Raw genomic sequence first — 16,619 nt, 5'->3', positions numbered from 1 at the left:
AGCCCACAAGCGCGAGCAGTCGGCTCGCCCGCGCAGCCGGAACGGGAAGCGGCCGGGCCCCGGGGGAGAACCTCCGGGGCCCGGCCTTACCTGTCTTCCGATGTCACAACGCAGGAGCCCCGGTCAGAGGTTCCGCGCGGGTCCCCGCCGACCGGTCCGGCTCAGTACCGCGGGTCCACCCGGTAGATCGGACGGTCCGGCACCCACCAGTGGCTGGAGCGCCAGATCCCGAAGGTGAACCGCACCCCGTGGCTGCCCCGCTTGTTGGCGGCCTTGATGAACTGCTTGCCGACCTTCTTCATCAGGTAGGCCAGCGCCCACAGCACGTAACCGGCGGCCCGGGCGGCCCAGTGCGGGAGCTTCCGCAGGATCTTCGAGATGCCCTGGCTGATCCTGCCGGAGACGTAGAGCAGGACGCCGATGGTGTTGCCCTCGGCCCGGCTGAAGTAGGCGACCCACTTCTTGCGCCAGGACATGCCGGTCAGGTCGTCCATGGTGATCGGGTCGACCGGGTAGCCGTAGGCGTTCGGCGAGCCCTCCAGCACCGGGTCGGTCTGCAGGAACCGGCCGGTGGACGGGTCGTACAGCCGGACGCCCATCAGGGTGAGGCCGGACAGGCTGTCGCCCTCGCGCTGCGCCCCGCCGAGCCAGCCGTACTCGGTCGAGCCGGTGGCGTCGACGACGTTGCCGTACTCGTCGTAGTGGTAGACGGCGAGGTCCTGGGTGCCGTCGGGCGACATCTGGACCGAGACGTCGCCGTGCAGGTTGGTCAGCAGCAGGACCGCGCCGCCGTCGGTGCCGGTGGCGGCCGTGAGCTGGCCGGTCAGGTCCAGCACGTTGCGGGTGAGCTTGCCGGCCGCGTCCTTGGACCAGGACGGGCTGTCGGTGCCGCCGTCGAAGTGCTTGGTGTCCTGGGCGGTGGCGGCCCAGGTGCCGTCGGTGCCCCTGGTCTCCGTGGTGCTCACCGCGAGGCGGCCGGAGGCGTCCAGGTCCCAGGTCTTCCGGGTGTCGCCGAGGGTCTCGGTGCGCACCAGGTCGTTGACGTAGTAGCCCAGCTGGGTGCCCTTCGGCAGGGCGGTGGTGCGGCCGTAGGCGTCGTACGCGTAGCCCGCGTCGGTGAGGCGGTCGGCGGTGTCGTAGCCGTGGTTCTCGGCCTTGGTGACGGCGTCCTGGGTGGCCGGGTCGCAGTCGTCGGTGACGGTGGTCCGGTTGGTCCGGTTGCTGCTCCGGTCGAACGTGTAGGTCCGGGTCGCGCAGGCCAGGCCGGTGCTGTCGGCGGCCCTGGTCAGGCGGCCGGTGGAGTCGTAGGTGTAGGTGCTGGTGGTGCTGTTGCCGTCGGACTGGGTGCGGCCGGCCTGCTGTCCGTGGACGGTGTGGTCGGCGTTGTCGGCCAGCAGGACGGTGCCCGCCTGGTTGGTGTAGGTCTTGCCGGTCTGGATGCCCCGGCTGTCGTAGCTGTTGGTCAGGGTGTTGCCGCCCGGCATGGTCTGGGTGACCAGCCGGCCCTCGACGTCGTAGCCGGCGGTGAAGGTGCCCGCGACCGAGTCGGTCAGTGAGGTGGGCAGGCCGCGCGGGTCCTTGGCGGTGTCGTAGCCGTAGCTGACGGTGGACGGCACCGAGTCGGACTTCTTCACCACGCGGTCGAGCCGGTCGTACTCGGTGGTGGTGACGTTGCCGGCGCCGTCGTCGTAGGAGACCTGGCGGCCGAGCCTGTCGTAGCCCTGGGTGATGGTGGCCCGGCCGTTGTCGATGGTGGCGAGCTCACCGGTGGCCGGGTCGTAGCCGAGCACGGTGTCCGCGACGGCGGTGCCGGTGCCGCCGCCGACCGAGACCTTCACCGGACGGCCGGCGGCGTCGTAGCTGCGGGTGGTGGTGCGGGTGACGCCGTTGGCGGTCTCGGTGAGCACCGAGACGTTGCCCCAGCGGTCGTACTGGAAGGTCTTCGTGGGCAGCTCGGCCGGGTTGCCGCCGCCGCCGGTGATCTGGGCGGCCGGGGCGATCGAGCAGACCAGGTCGGCCCACTCCGGGTGGCCGGCGCAGGCGCCGGTGCCGGTCGGACCGTAGTACGAGGTCACCGTGGTGGCTGCGTCGGAGCCGGTGGAGTTCGGGCGGCTCTGCGAGGTCACCCGGCCGCTGCCGTCGTAGCCGGTGGTGGTGGTGATCTTCAGGCCGGCCGGGTCCTGGACCGACTGGGTGGGCAGGCCCTGGGCCCAGTCGTAGCCGGTGGCGGTCTTCCGGGTGTCGGCGTCGGCGGCGTAGCCGTCGATCCGGGCGCCGGTGGTCACCGAGGTCGCCTTGTCGCTGACGGCGGCGTTGACCGGGCGGCCCTCGTCGTAGCCGCTCACGGTGTGGGCGCGGGCCGCGACCTCGGCACCGGCGGTGAGCGCCGGGGAGCTGCCGGAGGCGGCGAGGTCGTGCTCCAGGGTGACCAGCTGCAGCGGGTCGAACTGTTCGAGCAGCCGCTTGCCGTCGGCCGAGTGGACCGAGGTCGAGGAGAGCACCTGGGCGCGGTCGGCGGTGGAGCGGCCGGCGATGCCGAGGGCGCGCAGCTTGTTCAGGCCGTCACCGGTGGTGGCCAGGGCGAGGACGCGGTTCTCCGCGGAGAGGGTCCGCACCTGGCTGCCGAAGGCGTTGTACTCGGTGGTGGTGATGCCGCCGCCGGGGGTGGCGGTGTTGACCTCGCGGCCGGAGGCGTTGGTGTAGGTCACCGAGGCCCGGTTGTACGCGGCGGTGCCGAGCGCCTTGCCGTCGTGGGTCGACGGGACGGCGTCGGGCGGCAGCACGGCGGTGGCGTCGGTCGGGGCGTCGGTCTGGCCCCAGGCCGCGACGTCGGACGGTGCCAGCGGGTAGGGCGCGTTGGCGCCGCTCAGCGGGACGTCGTAGACCACCGAGGTGGTCGCGGTGCCGTCGGTGACGTCCTTGCTGCCCTGCTTCAGGGTGGGCCGGGAGGCGGCGAGCAGCATGCCCTCGCCGGCGGTGGCCGTGTTGCCGGCCCTGCCGTACTCCAGGGTCCACGGCAGCTCGCCGGGCTCGGTCACGCTGGTGACCCGGCCGGCCGCGTCGTAGCCGTACGCGGTCTTCTGCGCCGTCCCGGTGCGCGGGTCCCAGACCTCGCGCAGCCGGCCCTGCTCGTCGTACGCGTACTGCGAGACGACGACGGGGGTGGCGGCGGAGGCGCCCGGGTCGGTGGACCAGAGACGGATCTGCTTCACCTGGCCGGTCACGTCGCCGAGGGCGGACGCGGTGGCGGTGGTGGCGTCGGCGTAGACGTACTCCAGGACCCGGCAGCCGGCCGTGGCGGGCACGGCGGCGCAGTCGACGGAGGCGGTCGCCGAGGTGGGCGCGACCACGTACTTCGGCCGGGCCAGGGTCTTCCCGCCGGAGACGACCTTCTCCGGGACCACCGAGGTGGTGGAGTTGTCGCTGGGCAGCGAGGAGGCGGTGGCCTGCCAGGTGGTGGCGGCCGGGTCGACCTTGGTGAAGGCGACCGTGGTGCCCTCGGTGTCCTTCAGGGTGAAGGCCCCGGTGAAGCCGCCGGTCAGGGTGAGGTTCTCGGCGCCGGGCTCGGGCTTCCAGCCGCCCGCGCCGGTGGCCGTGAAGCCGGTCTCGGAGCCGTCGGCGGAGACCACCGAGAGGGAGGTCGCCGAGGTCTTCCGGACGTAGGAGTAGTCGGCGTCGGTGATCCCGGCGGTGGTGCCGGAGCTCCACTGCGGGCCGAAGATCGCCGCCTGGCCCTCCTGGGCCGAGCCGTTGGTGGGCCGGCGGGAGGAGAAGGAGCGCTCGGCGTGCAGGCCGAAGGCCTCGGCGTCGGTGGCGGACAGGGTGAGGTCACCGGTGAGGGTGTTCACCTCGCCGGGGCCGACCTTGGTCTCCGGGGAGGTGCCGGCGTTGCGGTCCACCGTGACGGTGTTGGGCTCGGTGGCGTCGGTGGCGGTGCCGTCGGTGAAGACCGCGCGGACGTCGACCGGGCCGTTCTCGGCCAGGGTGTCGGTGATGCTCCAGGTCAGCGCGGCCGGCTTGCCGCCGGGGGCGGCGAACGGCCAGGCGGTGACCGGCTGGCCGCCGGTGGTGGTGACATTGGCGGTCGGGACGTCCTTCCAGGCGTCCGTCTCGCCGCGGCGGTACTGGTAGCGCACGCCGGTGTAGGTGCTGTTGCCCTCGGCCTGCAGCGAGGTGCGGCGGGCCGGGCGCTCGCCCGCGCCGGGGGCGACCAGGGCGGAGCCCTTGCCGGCGTAGAAGGTGTACGTGCGGTCGGCGGAGACGTTGCCCGCGGCGTCCCGGCTGTGCGCGGTGACGGTGTGGGCGCCGGCCTTGAAGGTCAGCTTCGCGGCGACCGGGGTGCCGGTGGTGGCGGCGGTGACCCAGGTGCCGCCGTCCAGCTTGTACTGGACGTCCTTCACGTCGGTGGCCGGCGGGGTGAGGGTGAAGGTGCCGCTGTAGTCGCCGTTGGCGTCCGGGGTGCCGGCCCACTGGCCGGCCGGGAAGTCCCCGGAGGCGATCGTGGTGGCGCCGGGCGCGGTGGTGTCCACGGTGAAGGTGCGGAACGCGGACCAGGCGCTGTTGGCGGTGCCGTCCCAGGAGCGGGAGCGCCACTTGTAGGCGCCGGCGGGCAGCGCGGTGCCGGGGGTCCAGGTGAAGGTGGAGCCGGAGGCCGCGTAGGCGGTGTGGCCGGACTGCAGCGCGGCGGTGCCGTTGGCGGTCCAGACCTCGAAGTCGAGCAGGACGTTGCCGCCGTCGGGGTCGGTCGCCTTGGCGGACAGGGTCGGGGTGGCGTCGCCGGTGAGCGCGCCGTTGGCCGGGGCGAGCAGGGTGGAGACGGCCGGCGGGGTGTTGTACGTGACCGACAGGTAGGGCGTGTTGGCGGACGCGTTGCCGGAGTTGAACTTCTTCCAGCCGTACGGGTCGCTCTCGTCGGTGGCGCGGATGCCCAGGGTGTTGTTGGCGTTGCCGTTGCCGGCCCAGGCCTGCACCAGCGAGGTGATGTCCTGGTTGACCCAGCCGTCGTTGCAGGAGCTGGAGTAGCCCTTGGTCGAGGTGGAGGTGGCCCACTTGCGGTTCCAGCCGGGCTGCGCGGTCCACCGGGTGGCGGTGGTGGCGCTGCCGGTGTCCCAGACGTCCCAGCCCTTGGCGGTGCAGGACCAGCTGTGGAAGTTCCACAGGTTGAGCTTGCCGCTGGTGATCTGCTTCCCGCTGATCTTCGCCATCGGGAACTGCAGGAAGGAGCGGGCGATCTGGCCGGAGCCGTTGTTGCCCAGCTTGAGTTCGGTCTGCGCGGAGACGTCGGTGGCGTAGCCCTGCTGGACGAAGGTGTCGAAGCCGACGCCGATGTTGACCGCCGGGTCGACGGTGACCGGGTACGTGGTCGCCGGGTCGTTGAGGAAGGCCGCGTCCGGGGTGAGCGTCAGGTCGACGGCGTTGCCGTTCTGGGTGACCTTCAGACCGACCGGGGCGGTGCGGGTGTGGTCGCCGCTGCGCTCGTCGACCTTCGCGTCCCACATCACCGGGGCGGGCAGCTGGCCCTTCTCCTCGCCGGTCGCCGGGTCGAGGAAGGAGACCGAGTTGTCCGCGTTGTGGCGGGCCCGCAGGCCGGCCGCGTCCAGGGTCATGGTGACGGTGCCGTTGGCGCCGACCGCGCTGCGGTCCTTGAGTTCCAGGAACTGCTCGAAGCCGGTCCGGGTGGACTCGACGACCAGGTCGGTCGCGGTGAGCGCGTCCTGGTACCGGGCCCTGGTGCCGTCGACGACGGGGGCCGGCAGGGTGCCGCGCCAGGACAGCGACATGCTGGTGCCGTTGCCGTTGTCCAGCGAGACCAGGGGGACGGCCGGGGCCTGCTGGTCGCCGGCCGGGGCGCCGGCGGCCTTGAACTTCGACGCGGCGGCGGGCGCGGTCGGACCGGCCAGCGACAGGCCGAGCGGGTGGCCCTTGGCCTTGACCGAACCGTCGGCCTGCCGGGCCAGGTTCACGTCGATCGGCCGGAGGGTGCCGTCCTTGTCCTTGAAGCGGACGGGGCCGGTGGCGAGGTCCAGGGTGGTGGTGCCGTCCGGGTTGATCCAGGTGGTGGTGGACTCGCCGCGCTCGTCGGTCACCTCGATCCGGCGGTTCTCCAGCCGGGCCTTGAGGTGGGCGGTGGCGATGTCCTTGGCCTCGGCCGGGCCGAGGGCCTTGCCGGGCTTGGGCGCGGGCGCCTCGGGGGTGACCGCGACGGCCTGGCCGGTCGTCATGACGACGACGGCGGCCTGGGTGGAGAGGACGACGGCGAGAGCGACGGCGGTGTTGCGCAGGACGCCGTTGCGACGGCGTGCCGCGGGGGCGGCTGGCACGGTGTTCCCGGCGCGGTGCCGGGGTGGCGTGCCGGTCGGCTGTGACATGGAGCTCCTCGACGATCTGTGGTGAGGGGGTTCGACGGCGACACGCGTCCGCGTTCGGGCACGGCCGTGCGGGCCCGGGGGGACCGGGCCCGTGCACGGACCTGCTTTTGGGCATAGGCATGTCAATAACGGGCCGGTCAAGCCGTAGGCATGAATCGGCCAAACCTGTGGGAGTGCGCAACCGTCCGAAATCAGGACGGAAGGCGGGAGCGAGCCCGGCGGAGGGCCCCGCGGCCTACGGTGGAGCCGCCACCGTGAAGCGGTGCGCGGGGCCCTCCGCCAGTGCGCGGCGGAGCAGGGCGTAGGCCCTCAGCTCGGCCGCCTCCCGGTCGGGGGCGCGGACGTACAGCACGACGCCGACGCCCCCCGGGAAGGAGCGGGCGCGCACGTGTTCCAGGCCGTCGCCCGGAACCGCGCGCGCCCACAGGGCGCCCTGGACGTCGGCGGGTCCGGCCTCGACGGCGGGCGCGGCGGAGACGTCCAGGAGAGTCAACGGGACGGCGAACACCGAACGGTCAGTCCCAGCCGATGCCCGGGCCGTCGGCGCGGGAGGAGTCCCAGCCGATGCCTCCGGTCTCCAGGACGACCGGGTTGTCCCAGCCGATGCCCGTCCCGTCGGCGTGGGCGGCCGCGGGGCGGACGGCGGCCGGGGCGGCGTGCGCGGAGGCGGCGGGGGCGACGGCGGCGGCGAGGGTCAGTGCGAGGGCGGCGGCGGCGAGCAGCCGGACGGGCTTCGGCACGGCGGGTCCTGTTCTGTGCACGGTGGTTCAGGGCGTGGTGGCTCAGGGCGTGGTGCGGGTGCGTGGTTCCGGTGCGCGCGGGTGCGTGCGGTGCGTGGTTCCGGTGCGTGCGGCCGGTGCGTGGTGCCGGGTGTCTGTCCGCAGACCGCATCCTTCCGTCACCCGGTCCGCGCGGGGAGGGAGTACGCGGGGCAGCAACCGGCCAGGCAGCTTGCTGCAACCCCGGGACGGCAACCCGGGGGTGGCGCCGGGCCGCCGGATCCCTCTGCGGAACAGACCGGACGGTCCGGTTCGGGCCGGGTGACCGGAACACGCCTTGTGGCGGCGGGAGCGCCGGAGGAAGGATCGGGGATCGCCGGGCCGGGCCGGAATCTCCATCGCGCAGAACGCGATGTCGTGACGATCAGGGGTCGCTGACGTGCTGGAACTGCTGGGCGTGGACACCACCGCGGAAGCCGTGTACCGGGAGATGCTCGCCGATCCGGAGGGCGGGGTGGCCGAACTCTGCGAACGGCTCCACCTCCCCGAGGCCGCCGTCCGGGCCGCCCTCGACCGCCTCGCCGATCTGACCCTGCTGCGCGCCTCCCGGGAACGCCCCGGCGCGCTCTGGCCGGTCAGTCCGGAACGCGGGCTGGAGCTGCTGCTGCGCCGTCAGGAGGAGGACCTCGCCCGCCGCCAGCAGGAGCTGGCGGTCTCCAAGGCCGCCGTGGCCCGCGCCGTCGCGGAGTACGCCACGCTCCGCTCGGCCACCCTGGTGGACGGCGGCGAGCGGCTGGTCGGCCTCGACGCCATCCAGGCCAAGCTGGAGACGCTGACCGCCCGGCTGGGCACCGAGTGCCTGGGGGTGATGCCCGGCGGCGCGCAGTCCGCCGCCAGCCTGGCCGCCTCCCGCCCGCTGGACGAGGACGCCCTGAGACGCGGCATCAGCCTGCGCACCATCTACCAGGACAGCGTCCGCAACGACCCGGGGACCTTCGCCTACACCCAGTGGATGACCGGCCTGGGCGGCCGGGTGCGCACCGCCCCGGTGCTGCCGCCGCGGATGCTGGTCTTCGACGGCACCACCGCCGTGGTGCCGATCGACCCGGAGAACACCAGGGCCGGCGCCCTGTGCACCGAGGAGCCCGGGATCGTCGCCTCCCTGGTCGCGCTGTTCGAGCAGACCTGGGAGACCGCCGTCCCGCTCGGCGGGGACCCGCGCCCCGAGGACGCCGGCACCGGCCTCAGCCCCGGTGAGCGCGAACTGCTCCGGCTGCTCTCCACCGGGCTGACCGACGACGCGGCGGCCAAGCGGCTGGGCGTCTCGGTGCGGACGGTCCGGCGGCAGATGGCGGCGCTGATGGAGCGTCTGGAGGCGGCCAGCCGCTTCGAGGCGGGGCTGAAGGCGGCCCAGCGCGGCTGGTTGTAGCCCTCGGCGCGGCCGGTTGTAGCCGGGGTCACAGCTTCGGGGTAACGGTCCGTCGCCGTGCCGGAGATCCTGGAGAAGTTCACCTCCAGGCTCTTGTCCGGTCATTTTCTACGCGCGTATCTTTGGGGCGCTGCGGGGGGCGGTTCCCGACTTCCGCGCGGATTTCTACGCGGGTAGCGGGGCGGCGGGCCGGACACCGGCCGATGCGCCCGGCCCACCCGTCCGGCCGACCCGTCGACCCGGCCGACCCGTTCCGCCGCTCCGTCCCGTCGGCCCGTCCGGCCGACCCGCCCCGCCGACCGACCCCCATGCACCACCCGAGCTAGGAGCCCCGTTCCGGTGACCATGCCCATCGCTCCCCGTCCGCGCTCGCGCCGCGCCCTGCTGCGCGCGGCCATCGTCCCGGCCGGTCTGGCCGCCTCCCTGGTGCTGGCCCCGCTGCCCGCCGCCGTGGCCGCGCCGTCCGCGGACGCGCTGATCGCCGAGGTCTACGGCGGCGGCGGCAACTCGGGCGCCACGCTGAAGAACGACTTCGTCGAGCTGGCCAACAAGGGCGGCGCCGCCTTCGGCCTGGACGGCTGGAGCGTCCAGTACATATCGGCCGCGCCCGGCCCCAACTCCCAGTGGGGCGTCACCCCGCTGACCGGTTCGATCGCCCCCGGCGGGCGCTACCTGGTCGGCGAGGGCGCCGGCGCGGCGGGCACCGTCGAGCTGCCCACCCCGGACGCGGTCGGCGCGCTGGCGCTGTCCGGGACCAGCGGCACCGTCGCGCTGGTCCGCGGCACCGACCCGCTGACCTGCAAGACCGCGGCCGACTGCGCCGCCGACCCGCGGGTGCGCGACCTCGTCGGCTTCGGCACCGCCGTGGTCCACGAGGGCTCCGCCTCGGTGGCCGGCGCCTCCAACACCGCCTCGGTCGCCCGCAAGGCCGGCCTGCCGGACACCGACGACAACGCCGCCGACCTCGCGGCCGGCGCCCCGTCGCCGACCAACAGCAAGGGCGAGGTCGCCGAGGGCTCCACCCCGACCGGCCCGACCGAGCCCGGCACCGTCCGGATCCACGACATCCAGGGCCGCACCCGGCTGTCCGACCGCACCGGCAAGACCGTCGCCGGCGTGCCCGGCATCGTCACCGGCGTGCGCGCGTACGGCTCCAAGGGCTTCTGGATCCAGGACCCGAACCCGGACGCCGACCCGGCCACCAGCGAGGGCGTCTTCGTCTACACCGGCTCCGCCAACCCGACCGTCAAGGTCGGCGACTCGGTGCTGGTCACCGGCAAGGTGACGGAGTACTACCCGAACTTCACCGGCGGCTCGCAGTCGCTCACCCAGCTGACCAACCCGGCCGTCACCGTGGTCTCCTCCGGCAACGCGCTGCCGGCCCCGGTGGTCGTCGACACCCGCAACATCCCCGGCACCTACACCCCGGCGGCGGGCCCGGACGGGACGATCAACGGCGTCACCCTGGACCCGGAGAAGTACACCCTCGACTTCTACGAGTCGCTGGAGGGCATGCTGGTCGAGGTCCGCGACGTCCGGGTGGTCCAGGCCACCGACAAGTACAACGAGCTGTGGGTCGCCGCCGACAAGCAGGACCAGAAGAGCCAGCGCGGCGGCGTGCTCTACGAGTCCTACGCGGAGCCGAACGTCGGCCGGCTGATGGTGCAGCAGCAGGCGCCGGTCTCCCAGCAGCCCTTCCCGGTCGCCAATGTGGGCGACGTGCTGACCGGCGTCACCAACGGCCCGCTGGACTACAACCAGTTCGGCGGCTACACCCTGGTCGCCGGCAACCTCGGCGCTCTCCAGGACAACCACCTCCAGCGCGAGGTGACCGCCCCGACCGCCGACCGCGAGCTCTCCATCGCCACCTACAACGTGGAGAACCTCGCCGCCACCAACCCCGACAGCAAGTTCGCCGAGCTGGCCGCCGGTGTCGTCACCCACCTGCGCTCGCCCGACATCGTCGCCCTGGAGGAGATCCAGGACAACAACGGCGCCAAGAGCGACGGCACGGTGGACGCGAGCCAGACCGTCGCCAAGTTCGTCGCCGCGATCAAGGCGGCCGGCGGCCCGGCGTACGACTGGCGCTCGGTGGACCCGGAGGACGGCAAGGACGGCGGCGAGCCCGGCGGCAACATCCGCCAGGTCTTCCTGTTCAACCCGCAGCGGGTCTCCTTCACCGACATCCCCGGCGGCGCCGCCACCAGCGCGGTCGACGTGGCCGGCACCGGCTCCGCCGTCTCGCTGACCGCCTCGCCCGGCCGGATCGCCCCCGCCGACGCGGCGTGGACCAACAGCCGCAAGCCGCTGATCGGCCAGTTCTCCTTCCGCGGCAAGAAGGTCTTCGTCATCGCCAACCACTTCAACAGCAAGGGCGGCGACCAGGGCATCGACAGCCGCTTCCAGGCCCCGACCCGCTCCTCGGAGGTCCAGCGGGTCGCCCAGGCCACGGTGGAGCAGGCCTTCGTCGCCAAGCTGCTGGCGGCGGACAAGAACGCCAAGGTGGTCTCGGTCGGCGACTTCAACGACTACCAGTTCTCGCCCGCGCTGACCACGCTCACCAAGGACGGCGTGCTGCGCGACCTGGTGAACGAGCTGCCGGAGAAGGAGCAGTACTCGTACGTCTACCAGGGCAACTCGCAGGTGCTGGACCACATCCTGGTCAGCCCGGAGGTCGGGTACGCCAAGTACGACGTGGTGCACATCAACGCCGAGTTCGCCCAGCAGGCGAGCGACCACGACCCGCAGGTGGTCCGCATCAAGCCGTGACGCCGGCGGAGCACGACCGAGGGGCGGTGACCGGGGACCGGTCACCGCCCCTCGGGGCTTTCGGGGCCGCGCTCCGGGGGTGTTACCCGAGGGCCTTGAGCACGGCGTCGGCCATCACCCGCTCGCCGGTCGCGTTGGGGTGGAAGGGGACGGCCGGGGAGCCGGGCAGCGCGCCCTCGACCCAGCGGTCGGCCGAGCAGACGTCGTGCCCGCGGGTGGGCGTGGCCGTGTCCACATAGGTGGCGCCGACGGCCTGGGCGGTGGACCGCAGCATTGTGTTCAGCCGGCCGAGCACGTCGTGCAGGTACGGGATGTCGCGCGGGGCGATCGGCTGGCGCAGGACGCAGGAGGCGCCGTCGGCGGGCAGCACCGAGGGGTAGCCGACCAGCAGGATCCGGGCGTTCGGGGCCTTGGCCCGCAGCCGCCTCACGGTGTCGGCGAGCCGCGGCCCGGTCCGGTCGATCCGGTCGGCGAGGTCGTCGTTGCCGTACTGCCAGGACCAGCTGGACCAGTCCCAGTACCCGTGGTGGTACACGTCGGTGCAAGGGGTGCCGAGCGGGTTGACCACCGCGCCCGCGATGCAGGTCGCGATCACGTCGGCGATCCCGAGATCGCTGTCGCCGAGGTCGTTGCCGCCGATCCCCAGGGTGATCAGGTCGGTGTCGGCGGTCACCGCGTCGATCTGCGGATCGTTGACCCGGATGAAGGCGTCGTACTGCGCCTCGGTGATGGACTTGACCTTGGCGGCGGCGCAGGTGACGTCGCGGTAGGCGGCCGCGTTCAGGGCGGCGGCGACCAGGTGGCCGTAGTTGCGGTCGGAGCGCAGGCAGAGGCCGGCCGACTGGTTCGGAACCCCCGCGCCGGCCGCGTAGGAGTCGCCGAGCGCCACGTAGCGGTGGGGGGCGGGAGTGGCGGCCTGCGCGCTGGTGGCGGTCATCGCGAGGGCGGGGCCCAGTGCGGCGGAAGCGAGCAGCAGGGAATTCCGGGCACGGCGGAGCACGGTTCCTCCTGGGGGAGAGAAACGGGTGGGTGGGGGTCGTGCGAGCCGGGCCACAGCTACTACTGACAGGTAAGTTACTGGCAGGTTTCGCGGTCGTCCATGCTGTGCGCATACATTTCCGAAAATTCGTCAGATGTTTCGGGAGGCGCTCCGGCGGGAATTCCGAATTTCGCTCCGGGGGGTGTCGAAATGCATTCCGAAACGGGGTGGAGCGGAATTCGGGAGGCCGGCCCGGGCTGTGGTGGCGGCCGCGGCCGTGGTGGGGGTCCGGGGTTCCGCGCCGTCAGCCGACGGTGGCGGCCACCCAGAGGAAGAACACCGTCATCAGGGCGAAGAGCACGCAGGAGTACCCCAGCAGCCCGACGCCGTCGGCGCTGGGGAAGCCGAGCAGGACGACCTTCTCCGGGAAGCGCGGGAGGTGGGCGACCTCGACCGGGTCGCCGGGGCCGAGCCCGGTCGGCCCGCGCAGGGCGATCGAGGTGTTCGCCTCCACCGCCGGGCCGTCCGCGACCTCGAACCGCACCCGGACGGTGTCCTCGTAACCGCCCTCGTCGCCCACGGGCGTGCTCGTCACGGAGACCACCCGGGCCCGGTACCGGGTGCCGTAGCGGTTGATCCGGAACGTCCGCGAGGCCCGCGACCCGGTCCAGTACGCGCTGCCGGCGAACACCGTCCCGATCAGGAGGGCGAGAAGGTTCACAGCCGTGCAGCCTACGCCCGGGCCCGGGTCCGCGCCCAGGGGTTCGTCACCAACTCCCTTTTGTTGGAGTGTAGTTCATGTCGATCGTGACGCCCGGGGCGGCCGTCCGGCGGTGGCCCGGTAGGCTGCGGCTGCCGTCCTGGTGCCACCCGGGCCGGCGGGCTCCACCGTGATCGTCGGCCGCCGCGGCCTGCGGCCGCCGCGCGCACCGGCGCGGCGGCGGGCCCTGGGGAACGAGGAGGCCGAGGAACCATGAGCCGTCGCGAGCGCGACCGGGTCGGCAAGCAGGGCGGGGCCGGCAAGCAGGGCGGGCGCGGCCCGGCGGCCCCGGTGACCGTCACCGTCTGCCGGGGCTGCTGCTGCGGCACCCAGGAGAAGCACCCCGGCGTCGACCACGCCGGACAGTACGAGCGGCTGCGCGCGGCGGTCGGCGACGCCGGCCGGGTCCGCGCCGTGAAGTGCCTGGACACCTGCGCGCACTCCAACGTCGTGGTGGTCGGCCCCTCCAGCGAGGGCCGCGCGGCCGGCGGCCGGCCGGTCTGGCTGGGCTGGGTGCTGGCGGACGACATGATCGAGGAGATCGCCACCTGGGTGCACTCCGGCGGCCCCGGTGTCGCCGAGCCGCCGGGACTGCTCGACCTCCAGCAGATCTCGGTCTCCCGCCGCGTCGGCGAGGGCCTGCCGGGCTGACCCCGCGGACCCGGACCCGCGCGTGGGGCGGCTGGCCTAGCATGACCTAGGGCGTGACCCGGAAGGCACGCACCGGGCTCCGCGCCGACAGGAGGAGGACGATGACCACGGTCTGCCGCATCTGTGCGGGCACCGGCCGCACCGCCGGCCTCAGCTGCCGGACCTGCCAGGGCACCGGCACCACCGAGGTCGGCGGCGGCGGCGGCAACTGCTTCCTCTGCGACGGCACCGGGGTGTACGTCCGCTACCGCGTCGACGCGGGCGGCGCCAAGCACGCCTACCGCGACGAGATCTGCCGCACCTGCGACGGCACCGGCAACCGGGCGGCCTCCCCCTGGGACGAGGCGTCCTGACGCCGCGGGGACGCCCTCGCGGTGGTGACGGTTGGTCCGGGCGGGTGCGCCCGCTCACCGCATCAGCGTAGGAGGGCGCCCCAGCGGTGACCGCGTTCGTACAAACTGTCGGATGCTACGAGCATGGCTTCCCTCAACCGACTGCTCGCCCGCGTCCGCCGAAGGGCCGGTGCCCTGGCGGTGCCCTGCACCCTCGTTACGGCCCTCGTCCCCGTCCTCGCGCTCGGCCCGGGCGCGGTCAGCGCCGCGGCCGCCCCGCTGCCCGGCGGGCTCGGGCCCTGTGTGCCCGGCAGCTGCCCCGCCACTTACCCCACCTCGATCAACAACGGCCCCTTCACCGGCCGGGACAACGGCATCAACGTCTTCGTCGGCGGTGACTTCCTGGTCCGGGGCCGCGCCGCCGAGGCCGAGGGCCGCGTCGTCGTCCTCAACGCCTTCGACCAGGCGAAGGAGTCCGGGGTCAGCTCGATCTACAACGTCGGCATCGCCGGCGTCGGCTCCCGGGTCCCGCCGCCGGACGGCGCCGACTTCCTCACCACCGGCGCCGGGGTCACCGTCGCGAGCGGCCAGTCCCTGGTGGCCGAGGGCGGGGTCGTCCGGCACGCCGGGCCCGTCAGCGGCACGGTGACCGGAACCTCCGTCACCGACGCCAACGCCGTCCAGCCCTACACCGCCCTGCGCGCCCAGCTCTCGACCGCCTCCGACTGCTACGCCCGGGTCGGCGGCGTGCCGCGCACCCCGACCGGCACCGCCGTCAACCAGGGCGGCCAGACCCTGTTCACCGGTGACGGTAGCTCGGCGCTCCAGGTCTTCAACGCCGACTTCGACCTCACCGGGCCGACCGGCGGTCAGCAGGGCATCGTCTTCGCCAATATCCCGGCCGGGGCCACCATTCTGGTCAACGTCACCGGCGCCACCCGGGTCCTGAACACCTACAGCGGCGGCATCAACGACTCCGACGACCCGCTGAACGGCTACCGCGACCACCTGCTGTGGAACTTCCCCGACGCCACCTCGGTCACCCTGGGCGGCACCGGCCAGTTCCAGGGCAGCTTCCTGATCGGCGAACAGGCCTCGCAGACCACGGTCACCCTGGCCGGCGTCAACGGCCGCTTCTTCACCACAGGCTCCCTCACCCACACCAGCCTGGCCGTCGGCGGCGGCGGCCAGGAGTTCCACTCCTACCCCTTCAACGGCGACCTGCCGACCTGCGGCACCACCCCGGTGACGGGTGAGGTGCGGGTGCTGAAGACCGACTCGGTGTCGGGTGCGGTGCTCGCGGGTGGTGTGTTCGACCTGTGGGAGGAGACCAACGGCGTTCCGGGTCTGCAGACCTCGGGCGTGAACCCGGACACCCAGGTGGGTGCGGCGTGCACCACCGGTGCGGACGGTCTGTGCCGTCGGACGGTGGAGGTGGGCACCTACTACTGGCGGGAGACGGCCGCCCCGGCCGGTTACCAGCTCCCGGCGAACCCGGTGTTCGGGCCGCTGGTGCTGACGGAGGCCAACGCTGCGGCGGGTGTGCAGACGACTGCCGCCGACGCGCCCGTGCCCCCGGTGACGGGTGAGGTGCGGGTGCTGAAGACCGACTCGGTGTCGGGTGCGGTGCTCGCCGGTGGTGTGTTCGACCTGTGGCGGGAGACCAACGGCGTCGCGGGTCTGCAGACCTCGGGCGTGAACCCGGACACCCAGGTGGGTGCGGCCTGCACCACCGGTGCGGACGGTCTGTGCCGTCGGACGGTGGAGGTCGGCACCTACTACTGGCGGGAGACCGCCGCGCCCACCGGCTACCAGCTCCCGGCGAACCCGGTCTTCGGTCCGCTGGTGCTGACGGAGGCCAATGCGTCGGTGGGTGTGCAGACGACTGCCGCCGACGTGCCCGTGCCCCCGGTGACGGGTGAGGTGCGGGTGCTGAAGACGAACGCCGAGACGGGCGCGGCGCTCGCGGGCGGTGTGTTCGACCTGTGGCGGGAGACCAATGGCGTCGCGGGTCTGCAGACCTCGGGCGTGAACCCGGACACCCAGGTGGGTGCGGCGTGCACCACCGGTGCGGACGGTCTGTGCCGTCGGACGGTGGAGGTGGGTACCTACTACTGGCGGGAGACCGCCGCGCCCACCGGCTACGACCTGCCGGCCGAGCCGGTGTTCGGCCCGCTGGTGCTGACCGCGCAGAACGCCGCGGCGGGTGTGCAGGTGACCGCCAAGGACTGCCCGTCGCCGAAGCCCCCGGCCACCGGCGCGATCCACCTGACCAAGAAGGACGCCTGGTCGGGCAAGCCGCTCAACGGCGCGGTGTTCGAGCTGTGGCGGGAGGCCAACGGCATCCCCGGCCTGCAGACCCTGGGCATCAACCCGGACGTCCGGGCCGGTGACTGCACCACGGCGGCCGGCGGCGGCTGCGACTTCAAGCACCTGCCGACCGGTCAGTACTACCTGCGGGAGACCGCCGCGCCCGCCGGCTACCAGCTCCCGCCGGACCCGGTCAGCGGGCCCTACCGGGTGAACGCCGACGACTGCGTCACCGTCTCGCTCACCAACAAGCAGGACGACGACTGCTGATGACGCCCGTTCCCCCGACCGGGTGAACCGGC

Annotated in this window: 10 protein-coding genes; 5 read left to right on the top strand and 5 right to left on the bottom strand. The window is 73.2% G+C overall.

Annotated elements, in window-relative coordinates; genetic code table 11:
• Nucleotides 1-161: 161 nt before the first annotated feature.
• The 3 genes from ACW14Y_RS12115 to ACW14Y_RS12105 all read right to left on the bottom strand — a co-directional run bounded on the left by ACW14Y_RS12115 (nt 162) and on the right by ACW14Y_RS12105 (nt 7,108).
• On the bottom strand, nt 162-6,368 hold the full coding sequence (locus ACW14Y_RS12115) for a DNRLRE domain-containing protein (RefSeq protein ID WP_456986732.1): 6,207 nt from the start codon (nt 6,366-6,368) through the stop codon (nt 162-164).
• A gap of 235 nt (nt 6,369-6,603) precedes the next feature.
• Nucleotides 6,604-6,861, bottom strand: a complete 258-nt coding sequence (locus tag ACW14Y_RS12110; RefSeq protein WP_375970242.1) for a hypothetical protein — start codon at nt 6,859-6,861, stop codon at nt 6,604-6,606.
• A 22-nt stretch (nt 6,862-6,883) separates the two neighbouring features.
• A complete protein-coding gene (locus ACW14Y_RS12105) occupies nt 6,884-7,108 on the bottom strand; it encodes a hypothetical protein (protein WP_380301868.1) in 225 nt (74 codons plus the stop codon).
• 418 nt (nt 7,109-7,526) lie between these two features.
• On the opposite strand from ACW14Y_RS12105, the gene ACW14Y_RS12100 reads away from it, so the two are divergent.
• Together ACW14Y_RS12100 and ACW14Y_RS12095 are read left to right on the top strand one after the other, a co-directional pair.
• Nucleotides 7,527-8,516, top strand: a complete 990-nt coding sequence (locus ACW14Y_RS12100; RefSeq protein WP_380301870.1) for a helix-turn-helix transcriptional regulator — start codon at nt 7,527-7,529, stop codon at nt 8,514-8,516.
• Between the two features lie 345 nt (nt 8,517-8,861).
• Nucleotides 8,862-11,285 (top strand): endonuclease/exonuclease/phosphatase family protein, encoded by a 2,424-nt coding sequence (locus tag ACW14Y_RS12095; RefSeq protein ID WP_456988140.1) that lies wholly within the window; start codon nt 8,862-8,864, stop codon nt 11,283-11,285.
• A gap of 82 nt (nt 11,286-11,367) precedes the next feature.
• Here ACW14Y_RS12095 and ACW14Y_RS12090 read toward each other — a convergent pair whose 3' ends face one another.
• Nucleotides 11,368-12,285 (bottom strand): SGNH/GDSL hydrolase family protein, encoded by a 918-nt coding sequence (locus ACW14Y_RS12090; RefSeq protein WP_456986731.1) that lies wholly within the window; start codon nt 12,283-12,285, stop codon nt 11,368-11,370.
• A gap of 283 nt (nt 12,286-12,568) precedes the next feature.
• Nucleotides 12,569-12,985: a DUF3592 domain-containing protein gene (locus ACW14Y_RS12085; protein ID WP_456986730.1), complete on the bottom strand. Its 417-nt coding sequence runs from the start codon at nt 12,983-12,985 to the stop codon at nt 12,569-12,571.
• Between the two features lie 252 nt (nt 12,986-13,237).
• On the opposite strand from ACW14Y_RS12085, the gene ACW14Y_RS12080 reads away from it, so the two are divergent.
• The 3 genes from ACW14Y_RS12080 (at nt 13,238) to ACW14Y_RS12070 (ending at nt 16,587) form a co-directional block, all read left to right on the top strand.
• Nucleotides 13,238-13,675: a (2Fe-2S) ferredoxin domain-containing protein gene (locus ACW14Y_RS12080; protein ID WP_266268647.1), complete on the top strand. Its 438-nt coding sequence runs from the start codon at nt 13,238-13,240 to the stop codon at nt 13,673-13,675.
• A gap of 101 nt (nt 13,676-13,776) precedes the next feature.
• Nucleotides 13,777-14,028, top strand: coding sequence for a hypothetical protein (locus ACW14Y_RS12075; RefSeq protein WP_030391225.1), 252 nt, complete (start codon nt 13,777-13,779; stop codon nt 14,026-14,028).
• 123 nt (nt 14,029-14,151) lie between these two features.
• Nucleotides 14,152-16,587 carry a choice-of-anchor A family protein gene (locus ACW14Y_RS12070; RefSeq protein ID WP_456986729.1) on the top strand — a complete coding sequence of 812 codons (2,436 nt, stop codon included), beginning with the start codon at nt 14,152-14,154 and terminating at the stop codon, nt 16,585-16,587.
• Nucleotides 16,588-16,619 lie beyond the last annotated feature (32 nt).

It is taken from the genome of Kitasatospora sp. cg17-2, from assembly GCF_054031055.1.
Note: the sequence above shows the minus strand (reverse complement) of the source record. Positions and strands in the feature narration are given on the sequence as shown.